The organism is Ketobacter sp. MCCC 1A13808 (genome assembly GCF_009746715.1).
In the GTDB taxonomy this organism is placed as follows: Bacteria; Pseudomonadota; Gammaproteobacteria; order Pseudomonadales; family Ketobacteraceae; genus Ketobacter.
Window position 1 is genome coordinate 48064 of sequence record NZ_VRKW01000002.1, and the last position, 22742, is coordinate 70805.

General features: G+C 51.5%; 15 protein-coding genes. 6 read left to right on the forward strand and 9 right to left on the reverse strand.

Annotation, left to right across the window (positions count from 1 at the left end; all coding sequences use genetic code 11):
• Positions 1-54: 54 nt before the first annotated feature.
• Together FT643_RS04235 and FT643_RS04240 are read right to left on the reverse strand one after the other, a co-directional pair.
• The gene (locus FT643_RS04235; protein ID WP_156869552.1) at positions 55-657 is read right to left on the reverse strand and encodes a dioxygenase family protein; all 603 of its coding nucleotides are present in this window, start codon (positions 655-657) and stop codon (positions 55-57) included.
• 262 nt (positions 658-919) lie between these two features.
• On the reverse strand, positions 920-2506 hold the full coding sequence (locus FT643_RS04240) for a carboxylesterase/lipase family protein (RefSeq protein ID WP_198043307.1): 1587 nt from the start codon (positions 2504-2506) through the stop codon (positions 920-922).
• Between the two features lie 543 nt (positions 2507-3049).
• On the opposite strand from FT643_RS04240, the gene FT643_RS04245 reads away from it, so the two are divergent.
• From FT643_RS04245 to FT643_RS23660, 3 genes are all read left to right on the forward strand, one after another.
• A complete protein-coding gene (locus FT643_RS04245; protein WP_255473878.1) occupies positions 3050-4720 on the forward strand; it encodes an autotransporter assembly complex protein TamA in 1671 nt (556 codons plus the stop codon).
• Positions 4721-4734: 14 nt separating this feature from the next.
• Entirely contained in the window at positions 4735-8223 is a 3489-nt protein-coding gene (locus FT643_RS04250; RefSeq protein ID WP_198043308.1) for a translocation/assembly module TamB domain-containing protein, read from the forward strand.
• A 145-nt stretch (positions 8224-8368) separates the two neighbouring features.
• A complete protein-coding gene (locus FT643_RS23660; RefSeq protein ID WP_156869560.1) occupies positions 8369-10498 on the forward strand; it encodes a TonB-dependent receptor plug domain-containing protein in 2130 nt (709 codons plus the stop codon).
• A 35-nt stretch (positions 10499-10533) separates the two neighbouring features.
• On the opposite strand, the gene FT643_RS23080 is transcribed toward FT643_RS23660, so the two are convergent.
• The 4 genes from FT643_RS23080 to FT643_RS04270 form a co-directional block, all read right to left on the reverse strand.
• Positions 10534-10890 carry a hypothetical protein gene (locus FT643_RS23080; protein ID WP_198043309.1) on the reverse strand — a complete coding sequence of 119 codons (357 nt, stop codon included), beginning with the start codon at positions 10888-10890 and terminating at the stop codon, positions 10534-10536.
• Positions 10826-11281: a P-loop NTPase family protein gene (locus tag FT643_RS04260; RefSeq protein ID WP_198043310.1), complete on the reverse strand. Its 456-nt coding sequence runs from the start codon at positions 11279-11281 to the stop codon at positions 10826-10828. Before FT643_RS04260 ends, FT643_RS23080 begins: the two co-directional genes overlap by 65 nt.
• A 214-nt stretch (positions 11282-11495) precedes the next feature.
• The gene (locus tag FT643_RS04265) at positions 11496-13091 is read right to left on the reverse strand and encodes an isocitrate lyase (protein WP_156869562.1); all 1596 of its coding nucleotides are present in this window, start codon (positions 13089-13091) and stop codon (positions 11496-11498) included.
• 349 nt (positions 13092-13440) lie between these two features.
• On the reverse strand, positions 13441-14481 hold the full coding sequence (locus FT643_RS04270) for an ELM1/GtrOC1 family putative glycosyltransferase (RefSeq protein ID WP_198043311.1): 1041 nt from the start codon (positions 14479-14481) through the stop codon (positions 13441-13443).
• A gap of 311 nt (positions 14482-14792) precedes the next feature.
• On the opposite strand from FT643_RS04270, the gene FT643_RS04275 reads away from it, so the two are divergent.
• The 3 genes from FT643_RS04275 to FT643_RS04285 are packed head-to-tail and all read left to right on the forward strand — an operon-like array spanning position 14793 to position 17324.
• A complete protein-coding gene (locus FT643_RS04275; protein WP_156869566.1) occupies positions 14793-15677 on the forward strand; it encodes a hypothetical protein in 885 nt (294 codons plus the stop codon).
• Position 15678: 1 nt separating this feature from the next.
• A complete protein-coding gene (locus FT643_RS04280) occupies positions 15679-16602 on the forward strand; it encodes a hypothetical protein (RefSeq protein ID WP_156869568.1) in 924 nt (307 codons plus the stop codon).
• Positions 16599-17324, forward strand: a complete 726-nt coding sequence (locus FT643_RS04285) for a hypothetical protein (RefSeq protein WP_156869570.1) — start codon at positions 16599-16601, stop codon at positions 17322-17324. Before FT643_RS04280 ends, FT643_RS04285 begins: the two co-directional genes overlap by 4 nt.
• A gap of 148 nt (positions 17325-17472) precedes the next feature.
• Here the strand turns inward: FT643_RS04285 and FT643_RS04290 are convergent, their stop codons facing one another.
• The 3 genes from FT643_RS04290 to FT643_RS04300 all read right to left on the reverse strand — a co-directional run bounded on the left by FT643_RS04290 (position 17473) and on the right by FT643_RS04300 (position 22513).
• A complete protein-coding gene (locus FT643_RS04290; RefSeq protein ID WP_156869572.1) occupies positions 17473-18198 on the reverse strand; it encodes a YebC/PmpR family DNA-binding transcriptional regulator in 726 nt (241 codons plus the stop codon).
• Positions 18199-18380: 182 nt separating this feature from the next.
• Positions 18381-20297: a DmsC/YnfH family molybdoenzyme membrane anchor subunit gene (locus tag FT643_RS04295; RefSeq protein ID WP_156869574.1), complete on the reverse strand. Its 1917-nt coding sequence runs from the start codon at positions 20295-20297 to the stop codon at positions 18381-18383.
• Positions 20298-20323: 26 nt separating this feature from the next.
• On the reverse strand, positions 20324-22513 hold the full coding sequence (locus FT643_RS04300; protein WP_156869576.1) for a molybdopterin oxidoreductase family protein: 2190 nt from the start codon (positions 22511-22513) through the stop codon (positions 20324-20326).
• Positions 22514-22742 lie beyond the last annotated feature (229 nt).

Genomic DNA, 22742 nt, shown 5'->3' on the forward strand with positions numbered 1-22742 from the left:
ACCGGCCCTTGTGGCCGGTTTTTTTATACTTGGCTTGATCTGCCCGCGAACAAGTCAGGCTAGAACAAAATCAATTTCACCCACCTGCACGCCTTCTGCCTCACTTATTTCCAATAACAATGTACTGTCATAAATGAAGTCACGGCTATTGCCGCTCTCCCACGGGAAATACAACTGGGTGGTAAGAACTCTTCCATTGGGTTTCTGAACTTTTACATGAATGTGCCTGGTACGGCCCGGGTACAATCCCGGCACAATGGTTTCAAGATAAAACACGCCCTCTGCATTGGTATATTGATGACCGCGAAAACGATAACCCTCGTTATCGTATTCGCCGTCGCCATCGGCCTGCCAAAAATCCAATAATGCATTAGCAACCGGATCACAGCCTGCCATGACTTTTCCTTTCACAACCAGCAGCGTTCCCTCGTACCCCGCTTCTCTGATATTCGTTTTCTGCGGTGAGCCCGGCGTAAAGTAAGGCCCTTCAGTCTGGTTAACCGTGAGTGTTCCGCAAGTCGGTTCCGGTGTAGTGGGACCGTCCGGATTCAGATTAAATGCAAGCGCCGGCATGGTGGCCGCAGCGGCCGTAGAGACCACGCTTGCTTTTAATACATGTCTTCTTGTGAGCAATGAATTTTTTTCGTTTCCGTTCATGGTGGCAATTCCTTTGTTTGGTTTTTCGTGCCATTAAAGGCTAAGGAATCTGACCTGACGCGTCTATTACCAGACGCTTTAGTTGTGAGGAAGTAGGCAATGTTTGTTCCTATTTTTTGGAAAAAAAACACATCCATTTTGCGCGCCGTCACGATTTTATTTTTTCACTTTTTGAACGTTAAAAGCCCGGCGATACCAGAAAAAAAGTATCGCCAGGTTTTATTTTGGGATGTGAACTTTGACGTAAATATCAATTCATATTTTATTGTCCTGCCGCTTGCGATGCGGCCACATCGTCCCAAAAATCACAGGTTGCTGTAGCCAATTCAGAGGCGGCTTCAGACGCCTCTTTCAGCACCATGTGTTGGTCAGACCCAGCATCGAAACCCGGCCATTCAGGCTGGCTATCGAGATTCGGATTACCGCCTGCCGCAAATGCACTCCAGTAACTTTGTATTGCTTCACGAGTGGGCTCGTTCAATTCCGGAGCCAGAGTGGCACTGGGATTTCCGAACACGTAAGGTAATTCCATTGCGTGATACGCAGCACCCTGCTCAAAACTATATAACCAAACTTCGCTCCCCATGGCAGTAGTGGCTCGGGCAAGCGTGCGGGCAGGACAACGAAACAGTTGGTCTGTCAGCACTTCAATCAGTTTGAGATTCGCGACGGCGTCTGCCGCCGGCGCGTACACTTGTTTAACTGAGGGTGCCAACTGCGCTGGGTAAGTGGCATCAATCACTGCGTTAAACTCATCAACAGTCGCCACGGTTTCACCGGAACCAATCAGTTGAAACAAACCCCACTCGCGCACATTGGTACCCACTATAATGGGGCCCTGGTTATATTGACCACTTTCGATCAGATTGATCGGCGCATCGGGAAGCATATTACTTCCACTAATGACCGTGGGCGACCAACCGGCACCGAAGATACCGGCATCGGCACCCCAAGCCACCAGATCAGCAGCTGGCACGGCACGCAGGCAGGCCAGCTGATCCGCTTCACCTTCACAAAAAGCATTGGCCAAATCGGTTCCGACTGCGGTGGCTTGTTGTTTGGTATTCACCGGCAGCCCGCCGACACAAACCGCACTTTCCATAATGAATTTGTCAGCCAGGTTCTGACTGCCTGGTGACACCATATGCACACAGGCACTCATGGAACCAGCAGACTCACCAAACAGCGTTACATTGTCTTTGTCACCACCAAAAGAGCCGATGTTCTGTTGCACCCATTCCAGCGCCAGGCGCTGATCCTCTAACGCTGCATTGCCGGCGTCAGCGGCGGGCAAGGTAGCGTCCAGCTCGGGTAACGACAAAAATCCCAATGCGCCTAGCCGATAATTAAGCGTTACCACCACCGCACCATACTGCTCAGCCAGGCGCCAGCCGTCATACTGATTACTGCCACCGGAAATAAACGCGCCGCCGTGAATAAACACCATTACCGGCAGAGTACTGGTGTTAACCCCATCGGGACTGTAGACATTCAGGGTCAGGCAATCTTCAGAAACGTCACCGGACGCCGACAACGCGCCCACGTTCTGCATGCAGGAAGCACCAAATTCCATCGCTTGATAAGGCTCGCTCCACGGTTCAACCGGCTGTGGCGGCGCAAAACGCAATTCGCCCAGCGGCGGCTTTGCATAGGGAATTCCCAAAAACTCGCGGGCTGACCCCGCCGTGCCGTCTTTATAGAAGCCTTTCACTAATCCGCTTTGGGTACTCACGGTTAAAAAGTCATCAGCCCCATTGCCGCCGCCACCACAACCAACCATGTAAAAGGCTCCGGCAGTCACCGACACAACACCGATTAACCGCTTAAGTAGCGGCTTTTTATTATTCATTCCCATCTGGTACACCTTTTTATTGTTTATACAACCTAATCCCTGACCTGGGATGTTATCGCTTCGGTCCCGGGAGTCGCCTCACCAATTTCTGGTATGGCCGCTTCGGCCAGTTAATTGTCCATACTTCAAGCAGCCCTATTTTTCTTCCCTGGTATTGAACGGGATGGCGCCAGGCCAATCTAATAACCGTTCCTGTGACGTATTGGGATGGAAGATAGTCGCGCTATCCGGTGTACAGAAACGCCGTCATTATTTAAGATGGCCTGCACGGCATTTCAAACAAATTACCGCCAGAACACCTACCGTAGTTCAAAGCCTAGACCATCAATTGAGACGTTTTGGAGTTTTGATGCAAAAGTTTACGCTTAACCAATTAAGTCCAGTTATGAGCGAACGCCTGTAATGGCCACCCACCGATTCGGAGCAAAGGCCAAAAGCCGCTAACCTGCCTTGGGATATACGGAAATTTTCACTTCTAGCATTGCGAACATCCACAAAAGGTTCCGCCCTTCCACTCTTTGTGTCGTCATTGTTGCGCTTTTGTATCATCTGCCCTGCCAAGCCCAGATTAAGCTAAAGATCAACGGAGTTGACGATACTTTGAAAGAGAACATCCGGCTGCACCTCTCCGGGTGGGAAAAAATTCCCCCGGGCAGCCCCGCCGCTGCCGCCAAATCCATCCGTGCTGCTGTCAACAAAAGCATGCAGCCACTGGGATACTACCAAGCCAACATAGACCCTGTTATAGACGGCAATCAACTGACCCTTAATATCGATCCCGGACCGCCTATGTTATGGGAGCAGAGCGATATCGTAATACCGCCACTGCCCGCCGACGTACAGGAACGCATCCAACCCTGGCGCACCTCAGATCTACTCAAAACAGGCTCTGTCCTGAACCATCAAAACTACGACGAGTTCAAAAAAGGCGTGGTCACCGCTGTTCGCCAAGTGGGCTATCTGGACGCGAAATGGGAGCAAAGCCGACTGTTAATCGATGTTGCCAGACAGCGAGCCCGGGCCGTGCTGCATCTGGCCAGCGGGGAACGGTACAAGATAAAAAGCATCACCTTCAATGGCAGCGACCTGTCTGAAAAGACCACCAATACGCTCATCGATACCCAGCCCGGCGCCTGGTACGATGCCGACGATATTGGCCTGGTTTACGACAATTTGCTGGGCAGCGGTTATTTTAAATACGCCAATATCGATGTGGAACAGGAAGCGCCGGACCAGGCGACACTGGACATCGAACTGACTGATCACCCTTCGGATCAGTTTACCACCGGCATCGGCTACGGCACCGACACCGGTGCTCGCGGAAAACTCGGCTGGACCCGCACCATGGTCGATCCTCGCGGCGACAGCATTTTCAGTAATCTGCAGGTTTCAGAAATCGGTGAAGAATTGAGTACTCAATACCGCATACCCTGGCCCCACCCGCTGGAACGTTACCTTTCCTGGGACACCGGCTGGCGCCGGGAAATAACCACGGACCGGGAATCATCCTTGTTCAGCACCGGATTATCGTTTAATCGATCTTCACGCAAGCGCTGGCAATATAAATTCGGGCTGAATTTAGAGCATGAAAAATACCGCCAGGGGAATAGCGACGATCAAATTGTCACCTACATTTTGCCCAACTATCAATATTTGCAACGCCACGTTCTGGGGGAGAAATCTGGCCACCGCAGCTTAATCAAGGTGTGGTTTAATACCGCGTTGGGCATCAGCATACTCGACGATCAATCGCGTTTTTTCAGCGTTGAATCCGGTGTCAGTTACGACGTTGAATTATCCTACCGCCATGGTTTCGCCACTCGCGTCGACCTCGGTGGCATAGCCACCGACGATTTCTATACCGTGCCGCTATCGAAGCGATTCTACACCGGTGGTGATCAGACCGTACGCGGCTACAAATACAATGCCATCTCCAGCGAAGATCCGGACGGAGAGTTGTTGGGCGGACAGTTTCTTAACGTATTCAGCATGGAATATCGCTACCGCTATTTGCCGGAATGGATGGCGGCAGTTTTTGTAGATACCGGGCGCGCTTATATCTCGGGAGACGAGCCTTTTTACAAGAGCGCAGGCATCGGTTTACGCTGGCAACTTCCGGTGGGCATGATTGCATTTGATCTGGCGCAGCCAATTGGCGACCCGGATGAAAACAAAGTCCGACTACACGTCTATATGAGTGCAACATTGTGAGCAAGCGGCCTCCCTTGACCCTGCTTATCATGAGCCTGGTACTGGTGCTATTTGTGGCACTGGGTGTGGGATTTATGGTTGCAGCCAACTCATCCAAGTTCAACCGCTGGGCGCTGGAAAAAGTATCTCAATCCGTGCCGGAACTCCAGATCAGCGGGATTGATGGGTCGCTCGCAGACACCCTGTCGTTCGATTTCAGATTTCAAACCGACGGAATGTTGATATCCATGGACGCAGCCCAGCTGAAAATCAAACCGGCCTGCTTCTGGAATCTTACGCTGTGTATAAAAAACTTACATGCACGCCAACTGGACGTCTTCCTGCAATCCAGCGACACACCCTCTGCCGATCCGATTGAGTTACCGGAACTTTCCACACCGCTATTATTGACCTTGGAAGCCCTGACATTAGACCGTTTTCGTCTGGCCATGGATGACACCGTGATTATTGATGAATCAGCGGTATCCCTGTCCGCGAGCTGGATTGACCATCATCTAACTGTCCGCGATTTTACGGCAACAGATGAATTCTGCCATTGGTCCATTGATGCGGGCATCCGGTTCACCCGCCAATACCCCATAAAAGGCTCGCTGCAATGTGATACCACTCTATTTCCATTCAGCTCGCTGTTTAGCAACGTGGAAGGCGACCTCAATTCCCTGTCGTTGGACCTTACCAGTCAGGGAGCACTTTCCGGTCGCCTGGCTGCCACTATTGCGCCGATACAACCGTCATTGCCACTGCAATTCCAATTTACCCTCTCCCAACCTTTTCTGCTAAAAACCGTGCAAGGTATGGAAACCGATTCGACACAAATCCCGAGCCTGAAGATGAAAGGCGAAGGCAATCTGGACCGCATCGAACTGCAGGCCAGCACTCAGGTGATCAGCGAATGGGTTAACGACCCTGTGGACGTGGAGCTTGCCGCATCCACATCGATGCAAAGCATGAACGTAACATCGTTGCTGCTGACCACGGGCAGCAGCTCCATTGCCAGCGAAGGTGCTTTGGATTTTGCGGACCACATCCAATGGCGGGGCAGTAGCCAAATTAACAACCTGGATTTCGCCGCCTTTCAGCAAGCCGTTACAGGGCACATCAGCGGTACCGTGCAGCACGATGTGCTGGTCGATGGCGACGCATTACGTATCGGAGCAAACCTGGTTGGCGTGCGCGGCGTACTTAATCAGCAACCATGGCAAGCGCAAGGCAAACTAGAATGGAAAAACAATCAACTCAGCCTGCAACAACTCGATATCAAACAAACCGACAACACGCTATTGGTAAACGGGCACTGGAGTCCGGAACATAGCAGTGACATCAATGCCCGCTTTGATCTCAATAATTTAAGCTATTTACTACCGGATCTGACAGGGCAAATTGATGGCAATTTGACAATGAAGGGCACCCTGCAAGCGCCTGACGTCAACGGCACATTGAATGGCAACGGGCTGGTATACGATCAGGCAAAGATCGGATTATTCCGTTCTACGATCAAATGGAAAACACACAGCCAAGCGGACAACCGGTTTATGGTTGACGTCTCCAATCTGGGTTATGGCGAAGCGCTCTCCGCCAATCTGCAACTGGACTGGAGTGGTCGTCTTAAACAACACCGGCTACGGCTCAGTGCCCAGGACCGCGACCACAACGAACTGGAGCTGACCTGTGATGGCGGCTTTTCATCAGTAAATGAACAACTACAACTGGAAAACTGGCAAGGGCGCTGCCAACGGCTGGATCTGATCGCCGGCAGTTATTTGCCCGATTTCAAGTGGTCGTTGTCTGACGCATTCAACGTCAAAGTGGCACAGGCAAAAAATATACAAGTTGACCCTTTCTGCCTGTATCAGATCAACCAAACGCAACGAAGCCAGCTGTGCACTACCACACCAATTATCTGGAAAGACAACCAATTAGCCGACATGCAATTGCAAGGTCGCCAGCTCCCATTAGCCTGGGCCCAGCCCTGGTTACCTGACAATGCCAACCTGAACGGAACAGCAGAACTCAAAGTGATTGCCCGCGCCATCGTCGACCAACTCAAAGTGGAAGCCACACTCGATTCTGCAAACAGCCGCCTTCGGCTGCGACAAGAAAACAAAGCCGACCTGAATATTGATTTTAGTTCGCTGCGACTGGATGCCCTTTATGGCGATAACACATTGGGGCTGAATTGGAGACTGGAATCCGACATTACCGGCAGCACCCGTGGCCAATTTGATTTGAACGACGAGCGCATCGATGGCCGGATTAATTTCAGCGGCTTTCAAATTAGCCCTTTCACCCGCCTGGTATTGAGCAATGATTCGGATCAGATTCAGGCCGAGGTAAATGGCGATATAAATATCGCAGGCACGATACAGGCACCGGCGATTTCCGGCTCTATTACCGCGAAAAATGGCCTCGTTGAATCGTTAACACTACCGCTTCCGATCAAAAATATCGAACTGACAGCGAACTTCAACCAAAATAAAGCCCGCCTGAAAGGCAGCTTTAATGTTGCTGACAAAAGCGGCCAGATCCATGGTGATATGAGCTGGGAAAATGAGACCTGGCACAGCAAAATGAATATCTCAGCGGAAACCCTGGCATTCAAGCCACAGGAAGACGTCACCATCAATCTGACCCCCGACATCACCTTTGAAATGGAGCCGGGCCAACTCACGCTGAGTGGAGACATTCACGTTCCAAAGGCACGCATATATCTGCGTACCTTGCCGGAGCAAGCCGTCAGCGCTTCATCAGACGCCGAATTGGTGGGCGAAGGAATCGACACGAATCCGCGACTGAACGTATCCACTCAGTTCAAAATTTCATTGGGAGATGATGTCGTCTTCGAAGGCTTTGGTTTAAAAACCATGCTCACCGGGAAAATGGAAGTACGCCAGAAAAATAATGGCCTGATGCGGGCCAGCGGTGGCATACGCCTGGAAAAAGGTGAATACCAAGCGTACGGCCAACAGCTTACCATTAGCGATGGCGACTTGATTTTTATAGACGACATTGCAAACCCGCAATTACGATTGTCTGCGGTCAGGGATAAGATTGAAGACAACGTGGTGGTCGGCATTCGGGTCACAGGCCGGGCACAGAACCCGGAAATCACGGTGTACTCCATCCCGGATATGCCACAGCAAGAGAAATTACACTACCTGGTCACCGGCCGCGCGCCCAACGCGGATACCGACGGCAGTTCCAGTGTGGCAGCCGAAGCCGCACTGTCGCTGGCGCTGCAAAAAAACGCCGGTTTTACAAAAAAAGCAGGGGAAGCTGTAGGCATTGAAAACCTGCAGTTAACCGCCGGCTCAACAGAGAATCGCAGCGAAGTGGGTTTAAGCGGGTACATTACACCGGATCTAATGGTGCGCTACGGCGTTGGTATGTTTGAAGCGGTGAACACCATCAGTCTGAGCTATCGCATTCGCCGCAATCTGTATTTCGAGGTCATCAGCGGGAAAAGCAACGCGTTCGACCTGCTATGGTCTTTTGACCGGGAGTAACAGCACCCAAAGGAGCACCGGCCTACAATAGAATCAGTGGTTTTAGGTTAATGGCGGCGCTGTTCGATGGCATTTCATAGCAGAAAGTCTATCCTGTATATAGAAAACAACTATAAAATTATTCATTCAAACTCGAGGAATTCCAGTGGCGGGTAGAGCTCGCAAATTCTTGCACCAGGTATTCCACCTGCTGCCTTTGCTACCGCTATCATCAGGTGCATTTGCTGATAATGTAGACAGCCTCCTGGCGCTATCACTGCAGGAACTGGGCGAAATCAGCGTCAGCATTGCCACCGGCAGCCCCAAATCAATAACCGGTGCCCCCGCCGGAGCCAGCCTGATCACCGCCAACGACATTTACACCATGGGTGCATTAACGCTGGAGGACGCCCTGCAAACCGTACCCGGGCTCTATATCTCCCGCGCCAGTGTCAGCAACGCACCCCGTTATTTTTTCCGGGGCGTCGCTTCTCGCCACAACCCCCAGGCGCTGTTACTGGTTAACGGGGTTCCCATGAGCGGCCTGTTTCTGGGAGACCGAAGTCAACATCTTCCCAATCAGTACTCGTTGCCGGCAAAAATAATTGAACGAATTGAAATCATCCGGGGGCCAGGCTCTGCTCTGTACGGAGCCGATGCATTTGCCGGCGTTATCAATGTCATTACCACGGGTGCAGAAGACCTGGAAACCACTGCAGCGAGTATCGCTGGCGGCAGTTTCGATACCGTCCGTTCCACACTCAAGCAACCCTTTCAGGCAGGCGAAGCCAACGGTGTCCTGCTGTTGTCCTACCAGGCCAGCGAAGGCGATCGTAGCAACGAAATTACCCATGATTTACAGACCAATATCGATCAATTTATGCAGTCGCCTCCGGTCTCGGAAGCGCCTGCTCCGCCACAAAACAGCCTCAAAACCTATGACGCCCGCGTCGATCTCAGCTGGGACAAGCTGCGCATCAGGGCAGGCACAATGCGGGCCTGGGACATCGGTACCGGTACCGGTATCAGTGACGCCCTGGATGCGGATGGCCGATTTGTTCACGATACAAGCGGCATGGATATTACCTGGACCGACAACGAGTTGGTCGAAAACCTGTTGCTGGAAGCCAAGATAAGCTACCTGCACACCCATTTTCGTAGCTCTCCCAGTGTTCAGCTGTTCCCGCCCGGAGCGTTCTTCGGCGCATTTCCAGACGGGGCGATGAGCCTTTATTCTGTTGCGGAAGAGAATGCGCAAGCGGGGATCACGGCCGCTTTTAACGGAGTTGAATCGCACCGGATTACCGTGGGGAGCGGTTATCACTGGGGCGATTTATACAAAACCACCGGATACAACAATTCCCAGTTTATGAACGGCGTATTCAGCCCCCGTCCCGCATTTGTCGAGACCGCCGACACCGCTGACATATTCATGCCGGAGCGACAACGCACCAGTTACTATGTTTTCGCACAGGACGAGTGGCTAATCGCACCGTCCTGGGAGCTCACTGCCGGAATTCGTTACGACGATTATGATGACATCGGCTCGACTGTAAACCCCCGCGCGGCTCTGGTTTGGCAGACCAGCGAGAGCTGGACCAGCAAACTGCTGTACAGCGAAGCGTTCCGGGTGCCCTCGTTCAGCGAACTCTGGGTCACCAGCAATCCGACCGCCCTGGGCAACCCGAATCTGAATCCGGAAAAGCTGCGCAGCACCGAGCTGGTGTTAATATGGCAACCCGGCCAACAATTCACAACCACTCTGAATCTGTATCAGTTTTATATCGAGGACTATATTGATTTTGTCAGCGACGGTGCAAGCAGTACCGCTGTCGCCCAGAATATAGGGCGCTTCGAGGGAAGCGGTGCCGAGCTGGAATTCCGTTATCCGATTTCGGAGCAATGGACACTGCTTTCCAACTACAGCTATCAACAAACACAAGACACCTCGACGCGCCAGGATCTCGGCCTGGCCCCCACTCAGATGGGGTATGTACAACTCACTTGGAGGCCGGCCGACTGGATTGTAAGCCCGCAGGTCAGGGTAGTTGGGGAGCGGCTGCGACAAGCCGAGGACGATCGCCCACCGCTGGAGGGTTATATCTCTTTCGATCTGTCGATACGCCGTCAATGGGGAACACGTTACTCCCTGGGGCTCATTGCACAGAACCTGTTTGATGCCGATATTCGCGAGCCTACTCAGGGGCCGGGCGTGAATGCCGCCCTTCCCTCAATTCCGTATGACCTGCCCCAACAGGGGCGCGCCGTCACGCTAGAACTCAATATCGAGCTCTAGTATTTCTGTTCAGCGCCCATCTGCTGCGCCGGTTATCAGAACGCAAATTCGTCTTCTACGACCACAATAGGTTGCGCCATGTTAGCGCCCCGCCCTTGCTGTAACACCGGCTCGAACTGCTCATAAACGTTCTTTATCCAGGTTCGCACCCGGTGCCGCTCGACCGTACTCATAATCTGCAGATTATTCGCTGCCGCCCAAAAACTGGTATTGCTGAAATCGATTTTTTTGGTCAACTGTGGATGCAGCTTGCCAATTTGCACGATTGAGGCGTCTCCGGCTCGCGCTTTTTCATACACCGCTGATTGTTCAAACAAGCTGAAATCCTCACCCCGGCCCAAATTCTCCACCACCACAAACTGGATTTGTTCGGTATCCAATCGATCCAGCATTCTGATCCAATAAATAGCTGGAATCCGCGCCATCGTCCATTACGTGCCAATAATAGGTGGTGTACCCCAGCTCTTCGAACAGGGTAAAACCATCGCTTTCCACTAACCATTTATTGAGTCGATCAAACGTTTGAGCTGCCAGATCCACTACAATATTCATTTCCGGGTTGGACTCCATCGCATCGATGATGGCATCCAGACTCTCATAGGTACTGACGTCGACTGCTGCCGTGTATTCCGGATAAAAACGTGAAAACGTACCGTGTGACTGATCCGAATCGAACCCCATAAACGGCAACTCTTTATCGATCAGATATTGTCCCAACAACCTTGCCGTCAGTGATTTGCCTACACCACCCTTTTCTCCGCCGATCAAATGCAGCTTACCCATATTCGCACCTCCATAGATGCCAGTAACGCTTGATAGAAGGGCAAATAGTACGGGCAGACGACTTATTTTTAAAGAACTAAGTTTTTTCCGTTTTATGACAAACCGAATCACCTGACAACTTGTTATAACAGCACAAAAAAGCGGGGCCGGTGATTAAACCAGCCCCGCTTCTGTTTTTGCCGATAAGTAAACTTATCGTTTCAATCCATCAACCTTAGAACTGGTTCATGGTATTGTCTTTACCGGATGCTTTCAGTGCAGCGTCACCAGAGAAGTACTCTTTGTGGTCGTCACCCATATCAGAACCGGCCATGTTTTGGTGCTTAACACACGCAATGCCCTGACGGATCTCCTTACGTTGTACACCAGCAACATAAGCCAGCATGCCTTCTTCGCCAAAGTAACCTTTCGCCAGGTTGTCAGTGGACAGCGCAGCAGTGTGGTAAGTAGGCAAGGTAATCAGGTGATGGAAAATACCCGCTTCACGTGAACCGTCTTTCTGGAACGCCTGGATTTTCTGATCGGCTTCGATGGACAATTCAGTCTGATCGTATTCCACGCTCATTAAGTTCGCACGATCGTATGCAGATACGTCTTTACCGGCTTCACTCCATGCATCGAACACTTGCTGACGGAAATTCAGGGTCCAGTTGAACGACGGGCTGTTGTTATAAACCAGTTTCGCATTGGGAACCACTTCGCGAATACGGTTAACCATGGCAGCGATCTGACCTACGTGAGGCTTCTCGGTTTCGATCCACAACAGATCAGCACCGTTTTGCAGCGAAGTAATACAGTCCAACACCACGCGATCTTCACCGGAACCTTTCTTGAACTGGAACAGGCCGGAAGCCAGACGCTTGGGCTTCAATAACTTGCCGTTCGCTTTAACAACAACATCACCGTTGGCGATATCGTCCGCACTTTCAATGTAATCACCATCCAGGAAGCTGTTGTACTGGTCGCCCAGATCACCCGGCTCGTTAGTGACTGCGATTTGCTTGGTCAGGCCAGCACCCAGAGAGTCGGTACGGGCAACAATAACACCGTCGTCTACGCCCAGCTCCATGAACGCGTAGCGGACCGCGTTGATTTTAGCGATGAAGTCAGCATGGGGCACGGTTACTTTACCGTCCTGGTGACCACATTGCTTCTCGTCAGATACTTGGTTTTCGATCTGGATGCAGCACGCGCCTGCTTCGATCATTTGTTTAGCCAGCAAATAAGTCGCTTCTTCGTTACCGAAACCGGCATCGATGTCAGCAATGATGGGCACAACATGAGTTTCGAAGTTTTCGATGGATTTCAGCAACTCGGCTTCTTTGGCAGAATCACCGGATTCACGCGCCGCGTCCACTTGACGGAACAGACCGCCCAATTCACGCGCGTCTGCTTGGCGCAGGAAGGTATACAGTTCTTCGATCAGACCGGAAACCGATGTTTTCTCGTGCATGGATTGGTCGGGTAGAGGGCCGAAGTCTGAACGCAAAGCAGCTACCATCCAGCCAGACAGATACAGGTAACGGCGCTTGGTTTCACCCAGGTGCTTTTTAATCGCGATCATTTTTTGCTGACCGATAAAACCATGCCAGCAACCCAGAGACTGGGTGTACTGCGCAGAATCAGCATCGTAACCAGCCATATCTTCACGCATAATTTTGGCCGTGTACTTGGCAATATCCAGACCGGTTTTAAAACGGTTTTGCAGACGCATGCGAGCGACGTATTCCGGGTTGATCGCACTCCAGGTTGGGCCACTGGCATCAATTACAGACGCAGCCTGATCGGTGAAAGCTGAGTAGTTAGACATGGTTTATCCTCTACGTTTGGGAATGAGTGTACCGAAGCCAGAGCAGGTAGACGAAGTAAGTCAACACTCTTAACTGCAGATGGACGCCATTCTAACGAGGCACCACCCATAAAAGAAATTAATAGATCGTATACCCGATATTTTCTTGGTGAATAGTAGTGCCAGCCCACCAGCCACAGGGGCTGTAGACAAGTCACGTGGTTTCATGACCGCACAGTCTACTTTAGATGAGGCCTTTGTTTTCAGCAAGCACCGAATCGCTGCACCTGGAAGGATACGAAAAGAGCTCTTGGCAGGCCAGCCATGGGTCCCAAGACCGACGCCACCCACTCGGTAAGCGAGCGAATTATTAGGCCGTATTCAACAAGCGAGTCACTTGCTCTATTACCTTGGCTTTCGAAGCCTGAGGGTGGTGCTGGACGGCCTCGACATCGAAAGACAACCGATCCATTTCCGAGAGCGCGCAACGTTGCAAGTAACCATTCATCTCAAAACGCAACAATGCATCCAGAAAACGCTGATTGGGATGCGATTTGCGGGGCCGCACACTGACCACCGGTTTGCCTGCATTAATCGATTCAGACAGCATCGTCATACTGTCTTCCGTACAAAAAATACGGGACGCCGCCCCCAGGTAACTTTTCAGCGATTGATTACCCTGACCGGAAAACCAGATGCCTTCGTAGATAACATCCGCAGCTTGCACTTGCAGAACACGCTCAGCAATCTCACCACTGCGTCGCGAGGTGCTCACCAGCCAGCGCACACTATAGCGCCGGGCAAGTTCATTCATTCCATGAGCCAATACCTGCCAATCCTGCTCATCAAATTCATAACCTGCTCCATTACCACCTATCAGCAAACACCATAACGGTTGTTGCAGTTGATGTGATTCCGCGAATCGCTCGCCGGCGACTTCGATTTCATTTACATCGATATAGCTGGGCGCAAAATCCATCACAATATTGTTATCAGCACCGGCAATCGGCTCAATACTCATCACCGCCTTAAAACAATCCGAACGCAAGCCGCGTAAGGAACCGATAAAAATATTCGGTTGTCCAGAGTCCTGCGCCAACGCTGCGTTAGCGAAAGAGGTATTACCACCACAGGAAATAATAAGTGTGCCTTGTTCTAGTTCGGGGGGGATATTCTGATAGCCGCTGCGGATTAACGTGGAAGCGAATCCCAGCTTTGCATTCAGGCACGCACGATAGACAGCACGCAGCGGCTTGTGCTTCAGGACGAGGGTCATTTCGGTGACCACATCACTTTGCTTCAACCCGTAGGAATCACATAACCAGCTGACAAGCCCGCGCGCCTGATTCACATGACCCGGCACCCCATCACTTAAGATCAGTATTTTTTTAAAATTCATTTGCTTCAACATAACCCACACATTGCGGCAACCTGCAGTAGTGCAGTGATAGTAGCATAACTTATTGAAATGCTCGTGCATTCAGGATATTTCAAACACGGACTCCATTACCAGAGTGGGCGCCGGTCCGCCACCAAACCCGAACTATGTCACGTTAATGAACGGGGTTATTGCACCTGGCCCGGGCTTTAATCCGCACAATTGTGATGTGAAAAGCTTGACTGATCTAAAGCCACCGATCGGACTAGGATGATTCTGTGCAGATGGAGATGTACTGCTTTTAAACACGAAGAACACTCGAGTAATACAACAAGGAGTTTTACATGGCGTTCACAGATCATTGCGACCTTTACGGCGCAGTGAATGAGGCAGGCATCAATCAGGTAGTAAAGCATTTGATGCAACTGCGCCCTTCACTGTTCAACTATGGCACTGAATTTATCGCAAATAACCCTGAACTTTTGTGTCATCCAATCGAAGCAAACCCGCTGGTTTATTCACGCAACAATCCGATATTAACTGTGGAAAAACCACTCCCCGTGCTGGGTACGAACGGTTTAATTAACTTGAATTACTGTCTGCAGCTGGTAGACGCAAAAATCGACTTTCACCGCAACAACGTGATTGAGCTGGCGCCTGAAATACAAGATATTCCAGCGCAACATTTTGTTTTGAGCGCGAAAGCCTGCGCCGGATTAGGATGTCCGGAAGAAGAAATCACCCGCTTTCTTGAACGTGCTATCGAAACAATATACGACATTATTCTGCTGGACGACGTTGTGGGTGATGCACTCAATGGCAAACAGCCTGCAGCCGGGGCAACGACAACAACGCATGTTCCGCAACGACAACCGCCCGCGCCATTCACAATTCCCACACGGCGTCTGCATTGCTTTTGCCTGGAAGTCCAGGCCCTGTGCCACATCGAAACCCGAAAAGTGGGTAACCGGTATTTGTTCGCACCCAAAATGGACAAACTGGAAATTATCGACATGCAACCAGAGGCAATGGAAAACAGTATTGAATGCTACCTGGCGCAGGTAATCCGGCTGGGTTTGCTGCCCCGTATCCGTATCGCTTTGGAAAAAATCGTGTTTGATCAACTGCAGATCGTCAATATCGCTGTCAAGCCAGCTAGCGGGGTAACGAACAACCCCGCCATCGAGGACGACGAGCTCAAAGTATTTATCGATATGGAGGTCGCGTGACATGGCCCATTTGACTGTAGCGTCTTCAGAAAACGCAGTGATCAAGCTATTTGAAGGTATTCGCGATAATTTTTCAGTGGATCAATCCGATAGCGCCGACTTCGGTCCTTTTACCGCAGGCTACGAAGTTGCCTTCCATCTGGAAGGCGGTGACGTGGATTTACAGAGCGACAATAGCATTGTTGTGAGTGAACTGGATATCAAGTGGGATAAATTGCGGGTGTTCGCCGGCATCGATATCCCGGAGCTGTGCATTGGAGGGTTTTGTATTATTCCAAACCCGTTCGGTGGCTGCCTGGTGCGGGCACCGCGTATTTGTATATTCGATGACGATCCTGATATCGGTATCGACCTCAACTTAAACGGCCTGCTGACCTCGGAAATATCGCTGGCGGCCAAGCCGGTGTTGAAATATCACGTTAACCCGGCGCGACCACCGGCGATGAACTGGCTGGATGCTGAGGATGCCGGGCTGGCCAACCATTGGCAGCTATTTATCGATCCGGAATGGGTGGACATCGATGTATTTGACTGGTCGGATATTGTCGGTGATCTACTGGAGGATGCGCTGGACAATGCCATTGACGGTTTGTTGTTTTTCCTGCCGGGCTGGGCCAAGGATCTAATCAGAGCAATACTCGGCCCGGTCATCGACCTGGTACGCGCAATTCTCGATATCGGCGATGACATTGACGAATGGCTGTCGGATTTGCTCGGTGTCAGTCTGGGTCTGTTTGATCTGATCCTGACGCTGGTCGCCGACCATTTCGCCAAACAATATCCCTTATTGGAAATTGAAGATCCTTTCCCGGTGATCCCCTATCAAGCGGGTCTGATTCCCGTGAAATTACCGATCGAGACTTTGGCCGTTACTATCACTGACGATGAAATGATACTGACCGCAGACGTAGGAGACACCTTATGAGCTTACGATTAAATCGCCACGTGCTGGAACAAACCCGCTACGATAGCGGCTTGCTTGGTCAGCTGGGATTTGTTGTGCATCCCTACCCTGATGCCGGGCGCTATAAAGTAGAAATATACCGGCACGATAAATTGCAGCAGGCATTGCTGCTTGATGTTAATGCGTCCTCCGGGGACTCTCAGCTGTCAATAGATCTGGCTGCCACGGAACATAAACGTCCACCACAAGACCCTTGCTGTTGTGATGATGACAGCGGCTCAAACTACAAGTCCAGGCAACTGGCCAAAGGCGGCTACGCGTTGTTCTACGTTGGCAGCGGATCAGGCGGATATCATGTTAAAAGCTATGCGCTCGACCCGGACTCGAAACAGGATTCGTTCGACAGTACGCGGCTTAACCGGGGTGATCTATTCGGCATCACGCTAATACGGCCCGGGCATTACCACGTCACCAACACACCAAAAAAACGACACGGCAAGATCAGCGTCGAAGCGGTATCTGCCAGCAAAACGCCTTATCAGCCTCCGGAGGCGCTTCAAATTGAAGTGGACACGTTGACGGATAACAACAAGGCGGTCACGCTGACTCAAGCGCAAGGCATGGTATTTCACGCCAGCCAGGACGACCGGATTCTGATTGAATTGGACGCGGACACCATCAAAAAACAGCAACCAGAGGAAAACCGTAAAACAGCACGCTGGAGCAAACACCGAAGAAAGTAGTTTTTTGTCTCCATAAAGACACCATCGGTGCTTCGATGGCGATAAGGAAATAACAACTTGAGCACAGACAACAGGTTCGCAGTGGGGCTTATACCCTCTTGCGAACCTGCTTAACAGGACGCGTCACCAACAGCCTTCCGGCCACGCTCTAAACATCTTCAAACTCTCCGTTGTGATAGATTTCCTGAACATCCTCAAGCTCGTTGAGCAGGCCGACAAAACGCTCAAACTGCTCAGCATCATCACCCGCCAGCGGATGAGGCATGAGCGGCAAATAGGTAATCTCCTGAACCTCAAAATCCGTTTCCGGATTGATTTCCAATATTGCCGTTTTCGCTTTGAAATAATCGGCGGGAGGTACCAACACGGTAATCATGCCATCATCACATTCAATATCTTTGACGTCGGCATCGGCTTCCAGCAGCGCTTCCAATGCTGCTTCTTCATCATCACCGGCAAACACAAACATGGCGCTGTGATCGAATTGGTGGGATACGGAACCCTGGGTGCCTAATTTCGCTTTGCATTTGGAAAACACACCGCGAATTTCACCAAAGGTTCGGTTGCCGTTGTCAGTGAGCGCACTGATCAACACCATGCAGCCACCCGGTCCGATACCCTCATAGAGTGCAGGCAGGAAATCTTCACCGCTGCCCCCCTGGGCCTTATCAATGGCTTTATCAATGACGTGAGACGGAACCTGGTCCTTTTTTGCCCGGTCCAGTAGTCCGCGCAACGCCAGGTTGGCGGACGGATCCGGGCCACCGTTCTTGGCGGCGACGTAAATCTCACGCCCGTATTTGGAATACACTTTGGTTTTTGCTGCGGCCGTTTTGGCCATAGAAACTTTACGGTTTTGGTACGCTCTGCCCATGGGAAAAGATGCTTCTTTTTATGAATGGTGGAAAATAGCGAGATTGTACCCGTTCACCGCTGCTTTGTCGTGTTTGGCGGGTTTGCTCTGTTTGGCATAAATGAAAAAGCCCGCCGGGAAAGGCGGGCTCTGAGCCCCTTATTGCTGGAACCTATCTATTTCTGACTTACACCGGCTGCGGATCAATGCAGATGCGGCACTACCCCCACCTGGGGCATATTGGCCAGTCCGATATCCCGAGCATGTTCTTCAAAGCCTTTGTTCTTCCAGAAGAAAGCACCCGGCATAGTGGTCGGGATGACCAGCACATAAAACAGCGCCCGGCCCGCCAACAGCGTCACTACAGAAACCAATGACAGGATGGCAAACAGTGCCAGTGCACCAATCCCCTGCAACGGCATCAGCGCCAGAGCCAACGCCAGCACGGTGCAACCTGCCAACGCCACGTTCCGCGCCATATAGGTTTTGCCGAAGGTGGTGTTCTGAATGTAATGGGCTGCTGCGCCCTCACCGGATTCCGTGTTCAGGTAGCGGGCATGAGCCGCCAGCCCCACGCTTTCTGCAACCAGCCCGATAACGGCCATAGCACCCAGGATGGTCACCAGGCCAGCGCTTTCGGTGCCGTTGATCAGGTAGACCGGTAACAGGAAAACACCCAGCAAAACAGCACCCAGACTGAACATGGTGCCGAAGAAACTGGTGATCACCTGCCAGTGGTTCCAGAACGGACGCGCTTTTATACGGTAAATATTGTGCATAAACCACAAGCCAACCACGGCGGACACCAGCGCAAAGGCACCGGCAGCTTGCGCCAGCCATTCCACAATAGCCCACTCTAACCAGATGTTCACCAGCTTAAGCGCGGTGTAACCGGCCATACCGGCGAAGAACATGGCAACACCCAACGCTTCCCGCGACAGCGGTGAATATTTCAGGTTATTAAAACCACGGTAAAAACGCAGCGGTTTACCCAGATGCAGGGTAGATAACACCAGAACACCAGCCTGGATCACCATAAACACGGCTAACATCGGGATAAACATGATGCTGGATTCAAAACCTGCAATGCTGTCCATGCCCAACCAAGGCGCCAGAAACAGGGCGATAAATGCGCCCATTACCGCCTGAGTCGACAAGGTAAAAATAACCAGCGGGTTTTCACGTGAACTAAGGCGTTCGATATTCCAGTGAGTTTCCTGACCTTCTTTCTCATCCACCACCGAGCGGAACTGACCGTCGTCACCTTTATGGTATTTCACCGGCATGGAATCCGTGCGGGTCACTTCATTGGGCATGGACTTGATTTGCTGGAAACGGATATTCGGGTTGGTGATCGCAGGATCAGGAAAGCCGGGAATCTGCGGCAGAATCTGTTCACGATTTTCAGGTAGGTTTTCTATTACGCCGAAGTTCAGTGCATTGCCCAAACAAGCAGAAACACAGGCTGGTTTAAGGCCTTCTTCCAGACGATCCACACACATATTGCATTTGGAAACCTGCCCCTGAATGGGGTCAAGCTGCGGCGCGTTGTAAGGGCAAACCCAGGTGCAGTAACCACAACCGAAGCAAGTGTCCGGATCCTGCAAAACCGCCCCATACTCTATGTGCTTGGTATATGCACGGGTAGGACAGCCCTTCAGGCACACCGGATCGTCACAATGATTACAGGCCATGGAGATGTTCATGCGTTTGTAGTCAGGGTAGGTCCCCCCTTCCACATAGCCCACTGAACGGAAACTAATATGGGCCGGGTTGCCGTTTTTCTCACTACAGGCCGCTTCACAGGCGTGACAGCCAATGCAGTTATCGGCAGTAAAATGAAAGCCGTGCTGCTTATAGCGATTCGGGTTATCACCGATCGCCGGGTTTTCATTGATTTTCAGCGACGTGTCACAGGGCAAAGCGCCACCGGTCAGATCCAGCAAATCGATCTTGCGACCGTAGCGATTCAGTTCCTTAACTTCAAAATCCGTGAGCTTGGCGTAATCCTGTTCGCCAGGTCGGGCTTCCCAAAGCCGCTTGGCTTCGGTATAGATCGGATCCGGCTCGGCGCCGATCTGGTCCAGCCGGTCGCGCACATTTCGTAAAATACTTAACATGGTTGTTTCCCTCTCCCTACTACAAATTAAAAAGCGCGTCGTTCAGCGTTGAGTTTGGCGGCCTGCTTCTGATCCGTCTGTTCGATGCGTACGGAGCATTGCTTATAGGCAGGCTGACGGGAGTGTGGGTCCAGCAATCCCAGCGACAACCGGTTCACACAATCGTGGAAATGGAACGGGATAAAGACCATATTGCGCGGCACCCGTTGCGTCAGTTGCACCAGCACCACCGCATCGCCACGACGGGAAACCAGACGCACATAGGTCTGATGTTTGATGCCCAATTCCATAGCTGCATCCGGGTTCATTTCCATATAAGGTGTGGGACTGAATTTATTGCAGTTACCTAACTTGCCGGTTCGGGTACGGGTATGAAAATGCTCAACCACCCGGCCGCTATTCATCCAGAACGGATAGTCTTCACAGGGTCGCTCATTGTTATCGATGAACGGCAACGCGATCAGCTTGGCTTTGCCGTCGGGATACTGGAACACCCCATCGGTATATAAGCGCGGATCGCCCTTGCCTCCTTCCATCCCTTCACGGTACGGCCACTGGATGCCTCTGCTTTCTTCAATAAGGTCATGGCTCATACCGGAAATGTCCAGAGTACGTTTGGAACCTTTGGACAGCACTTTCATTTCATCAAAGGCTTCTGAAGGCGTTTCCGGAAAGTGAATTTTCTGGCCGTTTTCAAATCGCTTGGCGAGCTGGGAAAAGATCCAGAAATCCGGTTTTGACTCCGCATGCGGAGTCACCACCGGGCGGATCAGATTGACCCGGCGCTCGGTATTGGTGAAACAACCGGTTTTTTCCGCCCATACCGCAGCGGGCAAAAACAGGTGGGAATACTGATTTGTTTCCACATCCTGATACGCATCCTGTACCACCAGAAAATCGAGCTTCTCTAATGTTTTACGAATGCGGGGTGTGTTCGGCATAGAGGTCATCGGGTTGGTCGCCACCAGCCACAGACCTTTGATTTGACCGGTTTCAATGGCAGGCAGAATATCGGTCATAAACATGCCGCGTTTTTCCGGAAAGAACGATTCATCAATGCCCCAGAATTCCGCGATTTCTTTACGGTGTTCCTTATTTTCCAGCGCACGGTATCCCGGCAACCCGGAACAGGAAGACCACTCGCGGGTACCCATGGCATTACACTGACCGGTAATAGAAAGGCTGGTGCCGCCAGGGGTACCGATATTGCCGGTAATCAGGTTCAGGTTATTAATGCCCACTACGCCGTCTGAACCGTGTGTGCTTTGGTTAATACCCATGGTCCAGATGCTCATGGCCTTGCCGGCTTTAGCATACAAACGGGCCACGTTGCGGATGGTGTCTTCGTCGATACCGCAAATGCGCGCAGCGGTGATGGGATCGTAATCTTTAACGCAATTCTCCAGCGCTTCGAACCCGGTGGTGTGCGCCTCAATATATTCACGATCCTCCAGCCCTTCCGCCAGAATCACATGCATCAGCGCATTTTGCAGAACCACATCGGTACCGGGAGTAATCGGCAAATGGATATCCGCAAACTGGGCAAACATGGTGACTCGCGGGTCCACTACAATCAGCGGAAATTTACGCTTTTCCAATGCTTCTTTTAAGCGCCAGTAGATAATCGGATGCTGCTCGGGCAAATTCGAACCCCAGGCTATTAGGCAGTCCGTGTGCTCAAAATCGTCATAACAACCCGGTGGTCCGTCTGAACCGAACGACCGCTTGTAACCGGAAACCGCCGACGCCATACACAGGGTGGTATTACCGTCGTAGTTATTGGTGCCGATACAACCACGTACCAATTTCCCCAGGGTATAAAATTCTTCAGTCATGATCTGACCGGTAGAGACCACGGCAAATGCGTCACGACCGTGCTGGCTCTGAATGCGTTTAATCTCGCCAGCCATTTTGTCTAAGGCCGTATCCCAATCCGTCGGCTGCCAGGCATCCCAGGGTTTATTGCGCATAATAGGCCTATTACCGCGGCCGGAAGCTTCAAAAAGCTCATGCTCGAAGATCCCTTTAATACAGAGTTTGCCGCGATTAACATCCGCAGAAGCCACCCCCCGGGTTGCCACTGCTTTGCCTTTTTCATCGAGCCCCACTTCGATGGAACACCCCGTCGAGCAATAGCCGCACGTGGTGTATTTCCACTGCTGGACTTTTTTGTCCAGTATCTTAATTTTCTTTCGATCCTGTCGGCCAAAAAGCATTATTTTGGTTCCTCTCTAGGGTTTACTGGCGTCACGATGGTGCGGAGACGAAGTCAGAATCCAGCAAAAACGCACCCATGGAGTGCATACTGAATACTTTTGCGCCTGATTTTGATTATTCGTGCGTGCATTGCCAGTTACCAAACAAGAAATATGCCACCCCCCGGGGAAACTTCCCCGGAGTGGCATTTAGTACAATGCCTAACCTTTTTTTGATGAGGTCCGTTGC

What these genes read in the sequence shown, in the direction of transcription:
- FT643_RS04240 (WP_198043307.1), bottom strand. Translation starts at nt 2,506, where the DNA reads ATGAATAATAAAAAGCCGCTACTTAAGCGGTTAATCGGTGTTGTGTCG.
- FT643_RS23080 (WP_198043309.1), bottom strand. Translation starts at nt 10,890, where the DNA reads ATGCTGGATCGATTGGATACCGAACAAATCCAGTTTGTGGTGGTGGAG.
- FT643_RS04275 (WP_156869566.1), top strand. Translation starts at nt 14,793, where the DNA reads ATGGCGTTCACAGATCATTGCGACCTTTACGGCGCAGTGAATGAGGCA.
- FT643_RS04290 (WP_156869572.1), bottom strand. Translation starts at nt 18,198, where the DNA reads ATGGGCAGAGCGTACCAAAACCGTAAAGTTTCTATGGCCAAAACGGCC.
- FT643_RS04270 (WP_198043311.1), bottom strand. Translation starts at nt 14,481, where the DNA reads ATGTTGAAGCAAATGAATTTTAAAAAAATACTGATCTTAAGTGATGGG.
- FT643_RS04295 (WP_156869574.1), bottom strand. Translation starts at nt 20,297, where the DNA reads ATGTTAAGTATTTTACGAAATGTGCGCGACCGGCTGGACCAGATCGGC.
- FT643_RS04265 (WP_156869562.1), bottom strand. Translation starts at nt 13,091, where the DNA reads ATGTCTAACTACTCAGCTTTCACCGATCAGGCTGCGTCTGTAATTGAT.
- FT643_RS04285 (WP_156869570.1), top strand. Translation starts at nt 16,599, where the DNA reads ATGAGCTTACGATTAAATCGCCACGTGCTGGAACAAACCCGCTACGAT.
- FT643_RS04300 (WP_156869576.1), bottom strand. Translation starts at nt 22,513, where the DNA reads ATGCTTTTTGGCCGACAGGATCGAAAGAAAATTAAGATACTGGACAAA.
- FT643_RS04280 (WP_156869568.1), top strand. Translation starts at nt 15,679, where the DNA reads ATGGCCCATTTGACTGTAGCGTCTTCAGAAAACGCAGTGATCAAGCTA.
- FT643_RS04260 (WP_198043310.1), bottom strand. Translation starts at nt 11,281, where the DNA reads ATGGGTAAGCTGCATTTGATCGGCGGAGAAAAGGGTGGTGTAGGCAAA.
- FT643_RS04235 (WP_156869552.1), bottom strand. Translation starts at nt 657, where the DNA reads ATGAACGGAAACGAAAAAAATTCATTGCTCACAAGAAGACATGTATTA.